The 17,770-nt window shown below is 42.4% G+C and carries 20 protein-coding genes and 1 pseudogene; 4 read left to right on the top strand and 17 right to left on the bottom strand.

All coding sequences use genetic code 11. The annotated features are described in order from the left end of the window. Window positions 1-814: 814 nt before the first annotated feature. The 3 genes from groL to ACVRYP_RS03555 form a co-directional block, all read right to left on the bottom strand. Window positions 815-2,437 carry a chaperonin GroEL gene (gene groL / locus ACVRYP_RS03545; protein WP_447467396.1) on the bottom strand — a complete coding sequence of 541 codons (1,623 nt, stop codon included), beginning with the start codon at window positions 2,435-2,437 and terminating at the stop codon, window positions 815-817. A 17-nt stretch (window positions 2,438-2,454) separates the two neighbouring features. After that, a complete protein-coding gene (gene groES / locus ACVRYP_RS03550) occupies window positions 2,455-2,736 on the bottom strand; it encodes a co-chaperone GroES (protein WP_447467397.1) in 282 nt (93 codons plus the stop codon). A 228-nt stretch (window positions 2,737-2,964) separates the two neighbouring features. Continuing rightward, window positions 2,965-3,360 carry a single-stranded DNA-binding protein gene (locus tag ACVRYP_RS03555; protein WP_447467398.1) on the bottom strand — a complete coding sequence of 132 codons (396 nt, stop codon included), beginning with the start codon at window positions 3,358-3,360 and terminating at the stop codon, window positions 2,965-2,967. 93 nt (window positions 3,361-3,453) lie between these two features. On the opposite strand from ACVRYP_RS03555, the gene ACVRYP_RS03560 reads away from it, so the two are divergent. Both ACVRYP_RS03560 and ACVRYP_RS03565 read left to right on the top strand, forming a co-directional pair. Next, window positions 3,454-4,095 carry an NUDIX hydrolase gene (locus ACVRYP_RS03560; protein WP_447467399.1) on the top strand — a complete coding sequence of 214 codons (642 nt, stop codon included), beginning with the start codon at window positions 3,454-3,456 and terminating at the stop codon, window positions 4,093-4,095. 17 nt (window positions 4,096-4,112) lie between these two features. Then, entirely contained in the window at window positions 4,113-4,586 is a 474-nt protein-coding gene (locus ACVRYP_RS03565; protein ID WP_447467400.1) for an HIT family protein, read from the top strand. Between the two features lie 23 nt (window positions 4,587-4,609). On the opposite strand, the gene ACVRYP_RS03570 is transcribed toward ACVRYP_RS03565, so the two are convergent. The 4 genes from ACVRYP_RS03570 to ACVRYP_RS03585 are packed head-to-tail and all read right to left on the bottom strand — an operon-like array spanning window position 4,610 to window position 6,241. Further along, on the bottom strand, window positions 4,610-5,002 hold the full coding sequence (locus ACVRYP_RS03570) for an NUDIX domain-containing protein (protein WP_447467401.1): 393 nt from the start codon (window positions 5,000-5,002) through the stop codon (window positions 4,610-4,612). A 5-nt stretch (window positions 5,003-5,007) separates the two neighbouring features. Next, window positions 5,008-5,631: a YtpR family tRNA-binding protein gene (ytpR, locus tag ACVRYP_RS03575; protein ID WP_447467402.1), complete on the bottom strand. Its 624-nt coding sequence runs from the start codon at window positions 5,629-5,631 to the stop codon at window positions 5,008-5,010. Then, entirely contained in the window at window positions 5,628-5,951 is a 324-nt protein-coding gene (locus tag ACVRYP_RS03580; protein ID WP_447467403.1) for a thioredoxin family protein, read from the bottom strand. Before ACVRYP_RS03580 ends, ytpR begins: the two co-directional genes overlap by 4 nt. Beyond that, window positions 5,951-6,241 (bottom strand): DUF4651 domain-containing protein, encoded by a 291-nt coding sequence (locus tag ACVRYP_RS03585; protein WP_447467404.1) that lies wholly within the window; start codon window positions 6,239-6,241, stop codon window positions 5,951-5,953. Before ACVRYP_RS03585 ends, ACVRYP_RS03580 begins: the two co-directional genes overlap by 1 nt. Window positions 6,242-6,300: 59 nt before the next feature. On the opposite strand from ACVRYP_RS03585, the gene pepA reads away from it, so the two are divergent. Then, window positions 6,301-7,353 carry a glutamyl aminopeptidase gene (gene pepA / locus ACVRYP_RS03590; RefSeq protein WP_447467405.1) on the top strand — a complete coding sequence of 351 codons (1,053 nt, stop codon included), beginning with the start codon at window positions 6,301-6,303 and terminating at the stop codon, window positions 7,351-7,353. An 88-nt stretch (window positions 7,354-7,441) separates the two neighbouring features. On the opposite strand, the gene ACVRYP_RS03595 is transcribed toward pepA, so the two are convergent. The 8 genes from ACVRYP_RS03595 to ACVRYP_RS03630 form a co-directional block, all read right to left on the bottom strand. Next, complete coding sequence (locus ACVRYP_RS03595; RefSeq protein ID WP_447467406.1) at window positions 7,442-8,110, bottom strand: CPBP family intramembrane glutamic endopeptidase; 669 nt, start codon at window positions 8,108-8,110, stop codon at window positions 7,442-7,444. A 446-nt stretch (window positions 8,111-8,556) separates the two neighbouring features. After that, entirely contained in the window at window positions 8,557-8,751 is a 195-nt protein-coding gene (locus tag ACVRYP_RS03600; protein WP_447467407.1) for a helix-turn-helix transcriptional regulator, read from the bottom strand. A gap of 349 nt (window positions 8,752-9,100) precedes the next feature. Continuing rightward, entirely contained in the window at window positions 9,101-9,871 is a 771-nt protein-coding gene (locus ACVRYP_RS03605) for a hypothetical protein (RefSeq protein WP_447467408.1), read from the bottom strand. 215 nt (window positions 9,872-10,086) lie between these two features. Beyond that, window positions 10,087-10,542 carry a pyridoxamine 5'-phosphate oxidase family protein gene (locus tag ACVRYP_RS03610; protein WP_307122034.1) on the bottom strand — a complete coding sequence of 152 codons (456 nt, stop codon included), beginning with the start codon at window positions 10,540-10,542 and terminating at the stop codon, window positions 10,087-10,089. 506 nt (window positions 10,543-11,048) lie between these two features. Next, the gene (locus ACVRYP_RS03615; protein WP_447467409.1) at window positions 11,049-11,654 is read right to left on the bottom strand and encodes a TipC family immunity protein; all 606 of its coding nucleotides are present in this window, start codon (window positions 11,652-11,654) and stop codon (window positions 11,049-11,051) included. 38 nt (window positions 11,655-11,692) lie between these two features. Next, window positions 11,693-13,414, bottom strand: coding sequence for a hypothetical protein (locus ACVRYP_RS03620; RefSeq protein WP_447467410.1), 1,722 nt, complete (start codon window positions 13,412-13,414; stop codon window positions 11,693-11,695). Beyond that, complete coding sequence (locus tag ACVRYP_RS03625) at window positions 13,404-14,039, bottom strand: hypothetical protein (RefSeq protein ID WP_447467411.1); 636 nt, start codon at window positions 14,037-14,039, stop codon at window positions 13,404-13,406. Before ACVRYP_RS03625 ends, ACVRYP_RS03620 begins: the two co-directional genes overlap by 11 nt. A gap of 1 nt (window position 14,040) precedes the next feature. Further along, window positions 14,041-14,322: a TIGR04197 family type VII secretion effector gene (locus ACVRYP_RS03630; protein ID WP_447467412.1), complete on the bottom strand. Its 282-nt coding sequence runs from the start codon at window positions 14,320-14,322 to the stop codon at window positions 14,041-14,043. A 411-nt stretch (window positions 14,323-14,733) separates the two neighbouring features. Between ACVRYP_RS03630 and ACVRYP_RS03635 the strand changes: the two are divergent. Then, a pseudogene (locus ACVRYP_RS03635) lies at window positions 14,734-14,964 on the top strand (transposase); the annotation flags it as partial. Between the two features lie 74 nt (window positions 14,965-15,038). Here ACVRYP_RS03635 and tig read toward each other — a convergent pair. Both tig and mutY read right to left on the bottom strand, forming a co-directional pair. After that, entirely contained in the window at window positions 15,039-16,322 is a 1,284-nt protein-coding gene (gene tig / locus ACVRYP_RS03640; RefSeq protein WP_447467413.1) for a trigger factor, read from the bottom strand. Between the two features lie 139 nt (window positions 16,323-16,461). Next, window positions 16,462-17,610 carry an A/G-specific adenine glycosylase gene (gene mutY, locus ACVRYP_RS03645; RefSeq protein WP_447467414.1) on the bottom strand — a complete coding sequence of 383 codons (1,149 nt, stop codon included), beginning with the start codon at window positions 17,608-17,610 and terminating at the stop codon, window positions 16,462-16,464. Between the last annotated feature and the right edge of the window lie 160 nt (window positions 17,611-17,770).

Consider the following 17,770-nt stretch of genomic DNA (forward strand, 5'->3'; position numbering starts at 1 on the left):
ATAAGTACCCCTCTAAAATTCAAATGTGCTTCATCTATGTTGGTGTTATTATACCATTTTTTAAGCCATTTCTTCTATATCAGCTTTTCTTGGTACTTGACATCAACCTATAGAATTAAAGCATATGTCAACTTGTTGTTTAGCTTTTTCTTCTTAATTTTGAGCAAAGAAGCCATTAATGATTGACCAATTATTTTCAGTCAGTCCATTCTTTAGAAATCATCTGAGAATGTAGTGAGGATACAACTAAAAAGCTATTTATTAGCAACATGCCCAAAATGAAAAATGATTAGATCGAAAACAAAGAAACCCTTGAAAAATCAAGGGTTGAGAGCGTAGACAAACCCTGTTTTCTGTATTAATGATCTTCAAAAGTTTGGCTAATGATTTAAAATAATAGATTTTTAGCGAGCAAGGCGAGCAAAAACGGAAACTTTCCGCCGTGATAAAAGAGCCTGAAACGCAATAGTTTCAGGCTCTCGGAAGTTTTGCTTTAACAGTCTGGGAGACTGTTAAAGGTTGGAAATAAAGCAAGCGATAGCTTGAAACAGACGTCTGAAAGAAGTCGCTACCGTCCGTTATCACCTAAGGAAAGTTTCAAAAATAACTTTGTCTTCAGACTGGAGAGTGGGACAAAAGTCATGATTTCGCAGAAATTGACTTCGTTGTCCCACCTCCGCACAGTTGATTAGGACGGCCTCTAACGATTGCGTAGCAAGCATTTTAGGGCTTCCAATCAACCACTGCGTCTTGTTTAACTGATGATAAATGATTAGAAGGCTAGGACTTTTTTCCCAGCCTCTTTCGTCAGCTACTACATCATGCCACCCATCATACTTGGATCCATAGCTGGCGCTGGTGCAGCAGGTTCTGGCTGATTGGCCACAACAGCTTCGGTTGTGAGGATTAGACTAGCCACTGAGGCCGCATTTTGCAGAGCAGAACGAGTGACCTTAACAGGGTCAATGATTCCTGCTTCAATCATGTTTACCCACTCACCTGTGGCAGCGTTGAAACCTTGACCTGCTTCTGCATTCTTCAAGCGGTCAATGACGATAGAGCCTTCAAAACCAGCATTGTGAGCAATTTGACGGACAGGCTCTTCAAGGGCACGAAGAACAATGCTGCGACCAGTCGCTTCATCGCCAGCCAAGTCCAGTTCGGCAACTTTACCAAGCACATTGACAAAGGCTGTGCCTCCACCGGCAACGATCCCTTCTTCAACAGCGGCACGAGTGGCATTGAGAGCATCTTCGATACGGAGCTTGGTTTCTTTCAGCTCTGTTTCAGTCGCCGCTCCAACCTTGATGACTGCGACGCCACCTGATAGTTTAGCCAAGCGTTCTTGCAACTTCTCACGGTCAAACTCTGACGTTGTCGTCTCAATCTGAGCTTTCAAGACTGCGACGCGATTCGCAATGGCTTCTGCAGATCCAGCCCCTTCAACGATAGTGGTATGGTCCTTGTCGACAACAACTTTAGCCGCTTGTCCTAGAGCTTCGATAGTCGCATCTTTCAATTCCAGACCGAGTTCTTCAGTGATAACCGTACCGCCAGTCAAGATGGCAAGGTCTTCTAACATGGCCTTGCGGCGGTCACCAAAACCTGGGGCTTTCACAGCTACCACATTAAAGGTGCCACGGATTTTATTGAGGACAAGGGTTGGAAGGGCTTCGCCGTCCACATCATCTGCTACAATCAAGAGTGGGCGGTTGGTTTGAAGCACAGACTCTAACAGTGGTAAGATTTCTTGGATTTGAGACACCTTCTTATCTGTAATCAAGAGATAAGGATTCTCCAATTCGGCAACCATTTTCTCGTTGTCAGTCACCATGTACTGAGACAGATAGCCGCGGTCAAACTGCATTCCTTCGACAACAGAAAGCTCTGTTTCCATCCCGCGCGACTCTTCAATGGTAATCACCCCATCATTACCCACTTTTTCCATGGCTTCTGAGATGTACTCACCAACCTTTTCAGAGCGTGATGATACGGCTGCGACTTGAGCGATAGCTTCCTTGCCTGACACAGGGGCTGCGATTTCTTTTAATTCTGAGACAGCTGTTGCGACCGCTTTTTCAATCCCACGACGAATGCCGATTGGGTTGGCACCAGCTGTGACGTTCTTAATCCCCTCGCGGACGATAGCCTGTGTCAAAACTGTTGCTGTCGTTGTCCCATCACCAGCGATATCATTGGTTTTTGATGCCACTTCTGACACCAACTTAGCGCCCATGTTTTCAAAATGGTCTTCCAATTCGATTTCTTTGGCAATAGTTACCCCGTCATTGGTAATGAGCGGTGAGCCGAAAGCTTTTTCCAAGACCACATTGCGGCCTTTAGGACCTAACGTCACCTTAACGGTATCTGCTAAAATATCAACCCCACGGACCATCGCTGTACGAGCATCTGCTGCAAATTTAATATCTTTTGCCATTATTCTCTTCCCTCTTTCTAGTCTATAATTGCTAAAATGTCTTTCTCACGGACAACCAAATAGGTTTGATCGCCGTCCTTAACCTCGCTACCTGCAAATTTTTCAAAAACCACGCGGTCACCGACCGCCACGCTAGGTGCAATACGGTTGCCGTGCGATAGCTTCCCTGGACCTACCGCAATCACTTTGGCAGTCTGTGGTTTTTCCTGACTAGCGCTGGCTAAAACAAAACCACCAACCGTTTTTTCTGCTTCTTCTTGAACTTCTAAGACCACACGGTCATTTAAGGGTTTTAACATAGAAACCTCCAATTGTACTATATTTTAGCACTCTAAACGATAGAGTGCTAACTCTGATTCTATTTTATCACTTGGTCAGAAATAGTCAAGAAAAAAGGTGTTGTTTGACTCACTTTAAAAATGATACTTATAAAACTTAGAAACATCGGTAAATCATCAAAAAATGCTCTTGGAACAGGGACCCACAATTCAAAAAAAGACTGAACGTTTGCTCAGTCTCATAATATGTTAGAAAGGTAATGGTTCTTCTTCCAAGACTAGGTCTGCTAAATCCTGGCTGACATTGTTTTCACGCATGGCACGCTGAGCACGGCTCTCAAGCAGTTGAAAACCATGACAAAGCACCTCTGAAGCGTAATGCGTTTCCCCGTTTTTCTCATATTTGCGGGTACGCAGTTCCCCATCAACAGAAATAAGGCTACCTTTGGTGCCATAACTAACTAGGTTTTCTGCCATTTTCCCCCAAGCTACCGCATTAATAAAGTCTGTTTGACGCTCACCATCTTGTCCCTTGTATTTTCGGTTAATGGCTAGCGTAAAGCGGGTCACATGCTTATCCGATGCGGTTGTCTGCAATTCCGGATTTTGGACCAAGCGTCCAATCATAATCATTTTATTTAACATAAATTTTCCTCCTGCTTCTTTATTCGTAGCTTTTTTCAAAAAATGGTAAAATAAAGAAAATGCACAAAGGATGGCCAAGCGGCCAGAAGATTTATGGAAAAAACCCTATCTGATATTAAGAACCTACTCAGCCATTACCAGCCCAGGCCCATCGATGAAAAGAGGGTCTATGCCGTCTTACTGCCCCTCATTAAGGTCAATGGGGTCTGTCATATCCTCTACCAAGTCAGGGCCCAGCACATCTCTCAACCAGGGGAGGTCGCTTTCCCCGGTGGGCGTGTTGAACCTGGAGAGATGATTAGAGAAGCGGCTATCCGTGAAACCATGGAGGAACTCAATCTCTCAGCAGACCAGGTTACTATTATCGGTGAGATGGATTACATGGTCAATGGTCCTCGCACCATTCACTGCTTTGTCGGCCAACTCTTGGTTGAGGATTGGACTCAGATCCAGCCCAATGAGGAAGTGGAGCGCCTCTTCACTCTCCCCTTGGATCTCCTTTTGGAGATTCCTCCGACCTATTATGATCTAACGGCTGTTGTCGCACCCTCAAGGGATTTTCCTTTTGAACGTATCCCAAACGGGGCCAACTACAATTTTAAAGAGCATTTCAGACGGGTGCCTTTCTACAACCAGGACAATGAAAATCTCTGGGGCATGACCGCCCGCTTCACGCACCGCTTTACAGAGATTGTGAAAAATAGTCCTTCCGACAACCATCAGCTTCCTATTTGAAGCAAGGAGAATAGAGTATGTGTCTCATTTGCGATCGTATTAATCTCATTACAAGAAATCAAAATCCCTATTTTGTTAAAGAGTTGGAAACAGGTTATGTTGTCATTGGTGATCACCAACATTTTCTTGGCTACACACTATTTTTGTCCAAAAAGCATGTCTCAGAACTCCATTATCTTGATAAAAACAGTCAGACACAGCACCTCAGTGACATGACACTTGCCTCAGAAGCTGTAGCTATTGCTTTTGAAGCCGAGAAAATGAATATCGAATCCTTAGGCAACGGCGATGCCCATCTTCACTGGCACCTCTTTCCTAGAAAATCTGGCGATCTTGGCAATCATGATATGTCTGGCAAAGGCCCTGTCTGGTGGCTACCACATACTGAAATGTACTCAGAAGAAAAGCTCATAACTACTGAACAACTACTTGTCTTACAAGAACAACTTCTTAAAGCCTTTGACCAATTAGAATCACAAAACCTAGGATAATGGCATCCTAGGTTTCCTTGCATTTATGATAGTGGCAAAGCTTTTAATAAGCTCTCTTTAAAATGAGGAACTAACTTATCCAGTTCTTCAAATGTTAACCAATAGTAGGCATCATGCTCTTCCGATAATTTAAATGCCGAAAAATCTCCAACAGTCACTTTATAGATTAAGCCAGCTACTTGGAAATCCCTCGTCTTCTTCATGTAATTCCAAGTGCTAAGAACTGAAACTGGTTCAACCGTCAATCCTGTTTCTTCTTGAATTTCTCTGATAAGGGCTTCCTCAATCGTCTCACCAAACTGCATCCTACCACCTGGAAGCTCCAGTAGTGGTGATTGTTGCCCAGACTTGTGCACGGCTAAGAAACGGCCCTCCTTATTGATGATCAAAGCTTTAATCCCAAAATCAAGCCTCATATTCTTTATCCCCAATGCTTACTGGCGTCAAAAGGCTCTCCGACTGCGGTGTCTAGAGCGAGTTCAATGATGCCACGTTTTTGCGGTGCGTTTGGCAGGGCTAATTCGCGGGGACTGCACATCATTCCATGGGAGGCCACGCCACGCAGTTCACCTGGGAAGATGAGGTTGCCTTTTGGCATCATAGCACCAGGCAAGGCCACAATGGTCTTGAGGCCGACCGCTGCATTCGGTGCGCCAGCCACGATTTGCACGGTTTCCTCTGCTCCGATAGCTACCTGACAGATATTGAGGTGGTCGCTATCTGGATGGGTTTCCATAGATACAATTTCTCCGACCACGAACTTTGGAGCACCATCATCTTCAAGGACCAGCTCAAAGCCTGCTTGCGCGACAGCCTGATTGAGGACAGCCAAATCATCTGCTGAGAGGCTAACTTGGCCTTGACCGTCAATGGTGATTAAGTTTGAGACGTCAAAAATATTCACTCCAACCACTTGGTTATCTGCGGCACGGCGAATCACAGCGACATTGTCTCGTCGCTCACTGGTCACTTTTTGACCTTGGCTGTCCGCCACTATGACCATGAGCACATCGCCGACATAAGGTTTGTTATAGGTATAAATCATTTCGTTTCTAATCCTTCCAAAAATGCTATTATTTCGGCCTTGGTTTTGCGGGCCTTATTGACCAAGCGTCCCACTTCCTGTCCGTTTTCAAGAACGACAAGACTGGGAATACCGAAGATATCCCACTGCTGAGCGAGGGGCATAAAGGCATCGCGGTCCAACTCCACAAAGGTCGAAGCAGAAAAAGCCGCCTCAATCTCAGGCAAATAAGGCGCTAGGTAATGACAGTCCGGGCACCAATCGGTCATGAAAACAAGGACCAGCCGCTGGTTACTTTCGATCAGTGGAGCTAATTCTTCTAAAGTTTTTGGCTGAATCACTAGGCTTCCTCCTCGTAGAAAATTTCACCAGCCAAGTAGTCAAAGAGGTAGATCTTGCCGTCTTCCATGATGACACCGCCCTTGGTCTGAACCTCGTCAGACTGGGTTTGGTCGATATAAACCGTGGCAATAGGCCCCAGATTAGCAAAAAAATCACGCACTTCACGCACAACCTGAGCCAGATGCGCTTCCCGCTGCTCATCCAGATAAATTTTGGTCCCAAGAGCCAGGACAGCTAATCCTAAACCTGCCCCTACAATCGCTAATTTTCTCTGTTTCTGTCTTTTCATAAGAAAATTATACCACAAAATGGTAGAATAGAGGCAAGAATCTTTTTTAAGGAGGCTATATGTCTGAGTTATTTCAAAAAATCCAAGAAGTGACAGCCCTCGAGGGGCTAGCAGGATATGAACACGAGGTGCGTGATTACCTGCGTGGGAAAATCAGCCCACACGTTGATCGCATCGAGACAGACGGCCTGGGTGGTCTTTTTGGCATTAAAGACAGCACGGAAAAAGATGCGCCACGTCTCATGGTGGCGGCGCACATGGATGAAGTCGGCTTTATGATCAACCAAATCAAGGCAGACGGGACCTTCCGTGTGGTCTCAATCGGTGGCTGGAATCCTATGGTCGTTAGCGCCCAGCGCTTTACCCTTCACACAAGCAAGGGGACCAAAATTCCTGTGATTTCTGGCTCTATCCCACCACATCTCGGCTCATCGACTACACCAAAAATTGAAGACATTGTCTTTGACGCTGGTTTTACAGATAAGGCAGAGGCCGAAAGCTACGGTGTTCAACCAGGTAACATCATCGTTCCTCAAGCAGAAGCGATTTTGACCGCTAATGGCAAAAATGTCATCTCTAAGGCCTGGGATAATCGCTTTGGCCTCCTCATGGTTACAGAACTCCTCGAAAGTCTGTCTGGTCAAGCTTTGCCAAACACCTTAATCGCAGGTGCTAACGTTCAAGAAGAGGTTGGCCTGCGTGGGGCTTCGGTTTCGACAACTAAATTTAATCCAGATATTTTCCTGGCAGTCGACTGTTCTGCTGCTGGCGATGTCTATGGCGACCAAGGCCAACTGGGTGGCGGAACACTTTTCCGTTTCTACGATCCAGGTCATGTGATGCTTAAGAATATGCGTGATTTCCTCATGTCCACCGCTGAAGATGCTGGCGTCAAGTACCAGTACTTTGCTTCTAAAGGCGGAACAGACGCGGGAGCGGCTCACCTCAAAAATCACGGCATTCCATCAACGACTATCGGTGTGGTTGCCCGCTACATCCACTCGCATCAAACCCTCTTTAGTTTAGAAGACTTTGAGCAAGCACAAGCTTATCTCCAAGCCATCGTCAAAAACTTGGACCGTTCAACCTACGAAACCATCACAAACTACTAGCAGTCAAAAAACCTTTGCTTCCAATCAGGAAACAAAGGTTTTTCTAATTACTCTCCCGAACTCCACAGTTGCTCAAAAGGTTTTTCTATTAGGAGAAGTATGACATAAGGACAATCCCTAGAAAGGCAATAAAGTTATTGAGCATATGGACGCCAATAGATACTTCTAGCGATTGGGTTAGATAGTAACTCAAACTGATAATAGCGCCCATGCCTGCGTATATGAGAAAGCTCCCAAGGTCTGTCGGACCATGAACAAGGGCAAACGTTACAATACTGATGATAAAAGCCAGAGGCACTGACTTGGGAACTAATGATTTAAAAACAATCCCTCGGAAAATAATCTCCTCACAAATGGGAGCCGCAACGACCAACATGATAAAGTAAAGTGGTAATGGCACTTGTCCCAATAAACTTTCAACCACTTCCTGGTTCGCTGTGGTTTCAACATTCCCTAAAAGGCTAATCGCAATATTCACCCCTAAGATTAAGACATATCCCACAATAATAATAATGGCATTCTTTCCCTTTAACCAGTGGGATTTGGGTGTCCAATAGCCCATCTTTTTAGCGTAAAGGATAAAACCAGCAATGACTAAAAAATACAATAGAGCCACTAAAGCATAACCCCAAAGAGGGCTTGATTGTCCCGTTTGTTGGCCAAGAGCAACTAAGATTCCTACAAAGAGCGACGGCAATTGGTATACAACCAGTAATCCAAACGCTTGTAAGACATATTTTATTTTTTCCCAGAACATAAACTTCTCCTTTATAATAATTTATTTAAAATAACTTTTACTGCTACAAAACCTAGCAAGATAACATAGAGTAGCAGAATTTAAAAAATGCGATAGGAAATGCCATAGCCTACAAACACATCCAGTAGCAAGAAAACAATCACAATAGAGCTGACAATGACTAGAGTCCACTGATGGCTAATCGTGTGATTTCTAGGCTGTGTTCATCGTGAGTCGCTTCTTATCCCTTAACAGCCAAAGGTTTCGATCACTCAGAATCAAAAACCCACTGCCATTCCAAACAGCATTCCTGCAGAAAAAGCTTCGATATCAAGCATTAATGACAACAATCCAAATATAATTCCTAGCAATAGAAAACACTAAACTTGCTCTTTTTCTTTTTGATAAAAGAGGCTTCTGACTTTCTACCATTGATAATTAACTCTTTCAATAACTTTTTTCCTCCCTTAATCTTCAAACACAAAGACTTCTTCAATGGTTTTTCCAAAAAATTGAGCAATCTTATAGGCTAACTCTAGAGAAGCATTATACCGCCCCTTTTCCAAAGAGATGATGGTCTGTCTAGTCACTTCTAGTTCATCTGCCAGCTCAGCTTGACTCAACTTCTGGGATTTTCGCAGGGTTTGTATATGATTTTTCACGACACTCCCTCCTTTTTAGTGTCAAGTTAACTTTACAATATAAGTATAGCTTGCTTTACATTTTTTGTCAAGTGTATTTTACATTTTTTGAAAAATTTTAGACACTATTTCAGGTTTTTACCTAAAAATTAGGGAGCAGGAAGAACTCTTTTTATCATTTCGAGTTCTTTCCCACTCCCGTCTTCTCCTCCATAGACAGAATGATGACCTCATCAACCGCAAAGCCCTCACTAAGATGATATTCCTAGTAAGGGCTTTGTGTCTGTTTTCGTTATTATAAGGGTAGGGTGAGAGCGTAGCCATCATACATGTCTTCCCCAATGATTTTTACCTCTTCATCCGCACAGGATTAGATCGGTGCTTGGATATCGTCTTCCTTAATGTCGTTCCACTGAGAGAACTCGGAATAGCCAATGATGGCGCCATAGAGGTCATTCTTTTCGATGGCGAGTCCAACCCTAATCTCTTTCATAAAGAGTGTTTCTTTATCAAATAAAAGCATTAACTCTTTTTCAGCATCCTCTTCTGTCAAGGAACCACTCAAGGAAAAACCATATTCTTTGCCAAACGTTGAAATGAGGCTAAGGTCTTTATTTTTTAAAGTGACAAGATACTCATCACTTTTTTCTTCAAATTTTAAATCTTCTGCATTTTCGTAGAAGTGATCCAATAGAGTGAAATACTCTGGTCTGATTCCAGCATTGTCAAAAGTCGATTCGGCGAAATCGCCATTCTCGGTTTCTTTGACATATAACTTCCCGTCTAATGAGATAATCTCATAATGCATTTGTTTTTGATCATCATCAAAAGCCTCTATCACCCCTTTGATCCTGCTCCATTCATTCATTTGATAGGTGACATCAGCCTTCGTCTCTATAGCCTGAGAAAGAGAATCCTTTTGGTCATAAAATTCTACGCGAGTATCGACATGGACACTATCCACTTTTTTATTAGCTTCTTCTACAGCTTTAGCAAATTCAGATATACCTTGGTAACTTTTCTTCACCTCTGTCGTCTGTTTTGTGTTTTCTTCAGGTGTCGATCCCTCCGTTTGACAAGCCACTAAGGTAAGTGACACACTGGCCAAGATAGCCGTTTTATAAACCACTTTATTTAGCATAAAATTCCTCCTCGTATAAAATCAACACAAACCATGAATTCTTTCACCTGCTTAAGGGTAAAAGCAATCTTAAAAGGATAGACTGCCAAATAGCTGTAAAACAATTTGCTATAGTATCTGTTCTAGTCTATTTTTATGTAGCTCTATTAGGCACTTTTTGTAAAAGTCATCAAAAGGAATTAGACCTGTTCTTCCCAACAATAACTTCTAGCCTTCTACACTATCGTTCTAGTTGAAGTTTCCTTCTCACATCCAACGGTGAAAACATACTTGTGCCCTTGCGTCAGACTGTGGTAAAACCCCTGTCCCTCGTAGAGCTGGAAAACCTGAACACTTTCCTGCTCTTCCTTGCTTGGGTAGACATAGTTGACATAGGGGTTATCTTTCAACAATTCTTGCAGACGATCACGCCCAACCTGCTTGACCCTACCTTCAATCCTTATCACCTGAATCAGATAGTCTTCCTGTGACATGGCCGTAATGGCCACATGCTCAGTGTCTACCATTTGACGGTAAAAATTCGTGGTCGGGCTAGTCATAAAGAACACCCCTTTTTCATTGGCAACTCCGATATGGGCATGCCGGGCATGAGGGAGACCATCCTTATCAACCGTTGCAAATACAGCTACTTTCATGTCTTCTAAAATAGACATTATTTCTTTAACTTTCATAGCGCCTCCTTTTTAAAATCGCTTTCTGATTTCATTATACCAGATTCTAAGGAGATTAGGAACTATTTCACAACATTTCATTAGGATAGGAACTTATCTAGCAAAAAAATCTCACCTGAGCGGTGAGACTTTCAACTTATTGTACTTATTTCACTTTAGCTGTACTTGTGATAACTTCTACTGCCTTTTTAACGGCGATATCGTGTTTCAACATATCTGCTGACAAAAGGCCGCGAACTTCACACATTTAATAAAATGAGTGCCTACTTTCTTTTTTGAAAAGGAAAGAATGATGTTGTGAGTTTATACTTTCCAAGAAAAGATCCGATTTCAGTACCCTAATCTGACTAGGATAGGCTTTGTCCAGTAAACAGTGAGGGTTGAGTTTAGGGCAGGAATAATGCTTAGTAACAAGATATCTGGAAGTCCTATACATCATAATTATAGCAAATTTTATAGCTCAATTAGCAAAATAGTATTATCTTAAGACAGTTTTTTCTCAAGTCTCACCAGTTGTCTATAACCTTTACATTTCCCCAATTTTCAGGAGAAAACTGACTATCATATACTAAGATCCATTCACTCAGGAGAGCCTGCTCAAAGAGAGAGAATCTCTTTTGAATTTTCTCTTTGTGTAGACCATATTTTTTAAAATAAGTCTCATAAGCACTTTGCGGAATCTCAATACTCTCTGTAGTATAATCAGAGATTTTGATAGTCCTAACGAGCTCTTTCTTAGACACATCATAAGTATCGATTAAAGACAGTTGAACATCATCTGCCAGACTTTCCTCAAAATCTAGTATCAACCTATCCTTGTCGCTAGCTATAATATTGAGATTGCTCCTATCAGGAAACTGCTTAGACTGATAGGTCACTAAGACCAGACCAGATTGAAAATCAGAGCTTTCTTTCTCCGTGATAAGGTCAGCTCCCTCTATTCGTGCTAGCCTAGTCCCAGTTTTGGTATTGGAGCGCAAGAACCGCATCTCATCTACATAAATTTCATCAAAAATAGTATCAACTGCTTCATCATGCTTTGTAACAAAGAAGAAAAACATGAAGCCAGCTAAAAAAAGTATCAATAAAACCACAAATCTATTTTTTCTCAATCAGATTACCTCCTAGGGTATCAATAATTTCCAGATGATTATTTCAGTTCATTACTTTTATTCTCCAAACTGATTAAAAACTGGTATGAATCCGGATAATGTTCTTTTAAGTAGGCTCTTTTCTGCTCTTCAGTCGGTTCTTCGTAAAAGGACATCCCTGTTCTAGGGCTATGATATTTTTCTCGGCCGGATGCCGAATCAGGAACGAGATCATAAAGCTCTTCTTTGACATGATTATAATCAACATTCTGGAGAAATATCTCTGCTCTAGTATAATGGTTGGGAGTCACTAAACTAGGAGTGTCCTCTAGGTGATTATAATAATAATTGGCTGCAGCAACATAAGATAGGTTCTGCTCTTCCATAATTGCTGAAATATTTACCGCATCTAAATCTGCACGATAATCATCATTTCCCATGCTCGGTTCCGCTTCAGCATCTTTAGTTGCATCTCCGCGCCAGCCTGCAACTTCCTCTAGACCGCCACGGCCAGCAAAACCAAGGGCTGCTAATGGAAAGCCAGGATTGAGATGAGTTGCGGTTGTAATCATCTGATGAGCAAAATCTGTTTTATCTGCGTAACGTCTGTTCTGCTCTAACCAGTCAGTTCTAAATGCTGCTTCTATTTCAGCTCTAGTCATTCCCGAGACATCATGGGTATCTATGTATAGCTTTAATCGGTCTTCATAATTTGTTGCTGTTGGATCAATAACTACTCCCTTATCTAAGGCAGAGAAATCATATTGTTTTCTAATTTCGTAATAGAGTTTATTAAATTCTGCTTCACTAAGTCCTAATTCCTGAAAAATCTCCTTTATAGATAAAGGGGATTGTACGGGAAAAGCCATACCCGGTTCATAAACCAGCTCAGAGAAGTAATCTTTTAAATCCCCTGCAGTGTTATCCCATTGGAAACCATTATAGATAGGTGCTCCCAATACTCTGTTTAATAGATAATCTTTATCTTCTTGTGACATCTTAGGAAATTTTTTATCAATTCCTCGCTTCACGTCAACAATTAGTTGAGCAGTTTCCATATCAAATCCGTATTGCTCCATGAGAATTTTAATCCAGTCTAACTCTTCACGCGTTAGGTCATCCATAGGACTTCGAGGACTCATCGGTAACTTGTTGATATTAGCTGCCCAATTCAGATTCGTAGGTAACACGTAAACGCCTCGTTGAGCATCCCAACCGGTACTCAATTGGGCTAGGCCTTGATTAACGAAACCTTTTAGATTCGAAATTTCTTTAAAAATACTTGGTGAGCTCGCATTAAAGGCACGGAGTTTATCAAGCTTATCCTGTAAAAGTTGACGACTCTCTGTCGCTATATCAATGGTATTCTGATAGCTCTTTACTAACCTAGAATTGCCAATACTGAGCTCCTCTTTAACTAGATCCAAAAGATGTTGATTAGCTAAAGTAATCTGACTGTCCAGTGCTGCTATATCGGTCTCTAATTCCGATTCTTTGAGGCTTTCAGCAGTAACCTGCTCTACATAAGCCTCAGGAAAGCGCTTGATAGCTGTCCCTATAGCTTCTGCTAAAAGGTATCCACCCCTTACTAAAGGATGCAGGACAGCCGACGAATACTCACGTGCCGAGTCGAAAGCTTTACCCTTGAGTTGGTCAGCACTGGCTTCAAATTCCGATAGACTTACTCGAATCTGTGCATAAGCTAGCATCTCACTGTCGGCCATGGTCCAAGCGCTATAAGCCTGATTTTGAGATTGCTCTAGATACATATCAATACTCATCGTTTCCCTCCTCATCTGGACTGTTAGCTAAACGAATACGCTCATAATAAAAACGGTCCTGTTCCTCAACAGCCTTCCTTTTCTCTTGTTGTAAAGCTGCATTTTCTGCCTCAAGTTCGTCTTTAATCCTATTGAAATTTCTTTGAATATCCTCATTAAACGCTTCAAATTTGAAATTAGGCTGGTAGGTCAATATGAGCCGCTCATAAAGGGCACGAAAATCATAGGCATTTTCACTTATTCGCTCTTTCATATCCGATAATTGTCGCATGCGATAAGTTAATTCACTCTCCTTATTAGACCGCTTTCTTTCCTCCTGAAATAGATTGGCCATCCGTTCCTCTTTAGTTTTTTTGGGTGATTCTACTTGTCCTCTGTCGCGAGAGGTAGCCATTCTCTCAAGTATCTTTTGCTGATTGGACAATTTCCGTCTCAGTTCTTCCTGCTCTTGAAAATTTTGAAGTTGATCCTTTTTGGTTTGCTGATGTTCAGCTGTCGCCATATCCAATTCGTAAACAAACTTGAACCGGGATTGACTCTTCAACACACTAGCTTCAACTTTTTTCGAATTGAATTCCAAATTAGGGCTGTCAGCCTGCCTGCTGTCCTCTATACAATCTGTCATATCAGTCTCCTCCATTAGATATCTGATTACCGATCTCTTGGTCCACTGCTTCAAACTCACTGGCAACACTGCGAAGATTGGTAACCATAGAGGTGATAGCAGAAGCTATACTTTGCCGCGTTGACTGAGACGTTGCTAGAGCCTCGTGCGCATTAGTGTTGCCTGCGACAGTTGTCTGGTTATCCTGCTGGGGCTGATCCACGCCTGCCAGTTCTTCGCCAGCGCTTTGAAGACCTGTAGCATAAGACTGGGCTACTGTCATGTCACTTCGAATTATTGTCATATCTATCTCCGTATCTTATTGGATGACCTATAAAAGAGTTTCTATCTTTGGCCTACATTTTAACACAATTCAGTAGATTTTCCAATTTACAACTCAATTATGAAGTAACTCAAATCAAAAAGAATGAGGTGTAATTTTAATCAGTGACTTCTTCAACACTAAGTTGAAGAGGCTTTTAAGTACACACCTCACACTCGTGCAAGCTACTGTTGCCTTCTCTGCCCCACTTCACACAGAAATGATCATCAAGAACTAATTCTTCAAAGGCATAAAAACAAACTTGTCAACAATTATGGTCAGGATTTTCTTTATGAAATATAACGCTTCCTCACAAAGCCTTTTCTTTTAATATACTCCTACTCCTATTTCAACTGAAAGTCCCATATGATCTATAATGAAAAGTGACCAAACAACTCAACCTTTCAAACCGTCTTTAAGACCTTTAAAAAATATAAAAAATACATTACTAATGCCCTAGAATTACCTTATTCCAACGCTAAACTAGAAGCCACTAATAAACTGATCAAAGATATAAAACGAAATGCCTTTGGATTTAGAAATTTCAAGAACTTTAAAACTAAAATTTTGATCGCTTTGAACGTGCAAAAAGAGAGAACCAACTTGATTCTCTCTCGTACATGATATAAGTCACCCACTACAGTTGACAATGAGCCAAAAAATCTCACCTGAGCGGTGAGACTTTCAACTTATTGTACTTATTTCACTTTAGCTGTGCTTGTGATAACTTCTACTGCCTTTTTAACGGCGATATCGTGTTTCAACATATCTGCTGACAAAAGGCCGCGAACTTGATCAACTGGCATGTTGTAGTCGTCAGCAAGTGTTTGGATTTCGTTTTCGATGTCTTCATCCGTTGCTTCAAAGCCTTCTTCCTTAGCAATGGCTTCGATAACAAGGTTTGTTTTCACGCGTTTGTCAGCGTCAGCTTCATGTTGTTTGTGAAGGTCGTCTTGAGTTGTACCAGTGATTTGGTAGTACATTTCAGGTGAAATACCTTGACGCTGCATGTTGCCCAAGAATTCGTTCATAGCACGGTGAACTTCTTCGTGAACCATTTCTTCTGGAAGATCAACGATTTCTGCATTGTCAACCGCAAGTTCAATTGCTGCTGCTTCTACAGCGTCGTTGTATGCTTCTTCTTTGTTTGCTTCTAATTCTTTACGGTATTTAGCTTTCAACTCGTCCAAAGTTTCCACTTCTTCATCCAAGTCTTTAGCTAATTCGTCATCCAAGGCTGGCACTTCTTTTGCCTTAACTTCGTGGATAGTTGTCACAAAGACTGCTGCTTTACCAGCCAAATCTTTAGCTTGGTAATCTTCTGGGAAAGTTACTTCAACATTTACGGTTTCGCCAGCTTCGTGACCAACCAATTGGTCCTCAAAGCCCGGAATGAATGATCCTGAACCAAGTTCAAGGGAGTAGTTATCGCCTTTACCACCGTCGAATTCTTCGCCATCAACAGATCCCACAAAGTCGATTACAACAGTGTCGCCGTTTTCAGCTTTTCCTTCTTTGATCGCAAGTTCTGCCAAACCATTGCGCTCGCGCTCTAAGCGTGCGTCAACTTCTTCGTCAGTGACTTCTTTTGTATCTTCGACAGAGACTTCAAGGTTTTTGTAATCACCAAGTTTAACGTCTGGTTTTGTAACCACTTCAGCAGTGATTGTCCAGTCTTGGCCTTTTTCCATAGAAGCGATATCAATTTTTGGTTGAGCAACCACTTCGATACCAGCTTCTTCAACTGCTGCTTCATAAGCTTCTGGCAAGAGGTTGTTCAAAGTATCTTGGTAAAGGGCTTCTTCGCCAAAACGTTGATTGAATACTGGACGTGGCAAGTGACCTTTACGGAAACCAGGTACAGAGATATCTTTCTTGATTTTGTTGAAGACTTTTGTCAATTCCGGTTGGATATCCGCTTGTGCAATGGTAAATGTTAACACACCGCGGTTTGTTTCTTTTGTTTCAAATGATACAGACATTGATGTCGCTCCTTAAGTTTTATTACATACCTTACAATTTTACCATAAGACTGGCATTTTTCAAAGGTTTTTGCTGGTTTTTGTGAAAAAAGACAGACCAAGAAAGGTTCAGCACTGCTTTGAAATCCTTTCATTAGTCCTAACGGTCTCCCGATAAGTAAGCTTGGACCATTTTCTTTTGCGGAGTGGCAAAAGGATAGGCCTCAAAATCTTCCAGATCCACCCATTCCAACTGGCCTGTTTTTGGTAGGTCTGCCGTGTCAACCGTTCCCTCGATCAGCTCAATCTGCCATTTTTGATGACTAAAGACATGGTTGACAGCTGAAAATGTGTGTGTTGACCATACGGGATTCATTTGGTATTTATCCTCAAAACTATCCGTCTGGGATAACCGCTCCATGACAAGGGGCTTGCCTTCAAAAAGACTGAGCTGTTGTTCAAGCAGTTGAGTTTCCATAATCGGAAATGACCAAAAGCCTGCTAAAAGTCTCCCTTGTTTGTTTTTCTCCAAGAGGTAGGCACCGTCTTGGTTTCTGATCACAAAAGCCTGTATCTGTATAGGACGTGGTTTTTTCTTAGGCTCTTTAATCGGGTACTTATCCATAGTCCCATTCTGATAGGCCGCACTAAAGGCCTTAATAGGACTTTCTTCGGGACGGGGATTTTTAGGTCCTTCGATGTCTGTTCCTAAATCCATCAAGGCTTGGTTGAAGTCCCCTGGCCGATCAGGATCAATTAGGATTTCCATCATAGCCTGGAAGATTTTGCGATTCTTAGGGTCTCCAATATCATAATCGACCTCAAAGAGACGGGCCATGACCCGCATGACATTGCCATCAACAGCTGGTTCAGGCAGACCAAAAGCTATGCTGGAAATAGCCCCAGCCGTGTAGGGACCTATGCCTTTGAGACTTGCTATGTCAGCATAGGTCTGAGGAAATTCGCCACCAAAGTCAGTCATGATCTGCTGGGCTGCCACTTGCATATTGCGGACACGCGAATAATAGCCCAGACCCTCCCAAGCCTTGAGCAGACGCTCTTCGTCCGCTTGAGCCAAATCCTCAACCGTTGGAAACCAATCCAAAAACCGCTTGTAATAGGGAAGGACCGTTACAACCTGGGTTTGCTGAAGCATGACTTCTGAAATCCAAATATGGTAAGGGTTTGACGTCCTGCGCCACGGAAGGTCCCTCTTGTTAGCATCGTACCAATCGAGAAGCGCCTTTCGAAAAGCGATAATTTTGTCTTCTTCCCACATGGTAATGCCATAGTCTTGTAAATCAATCATAAAGCTATTCTAGCAGAATTTCCCCTTTTCAGCAAAGAGCAACTCTAATTCCTTAAAGTCTCAAAGTGAGTATTAAGCGTCATGGTGAAGTGTACTGAAAAGGGTCGACCCTCCTCCTATACGGAGAGTCGACCCAATTTCTCACAATGGCTCGGTCCTC

The sequence above is a fragment of the Streptococcus rifensis genome (genome assembly GCF_053203525.1).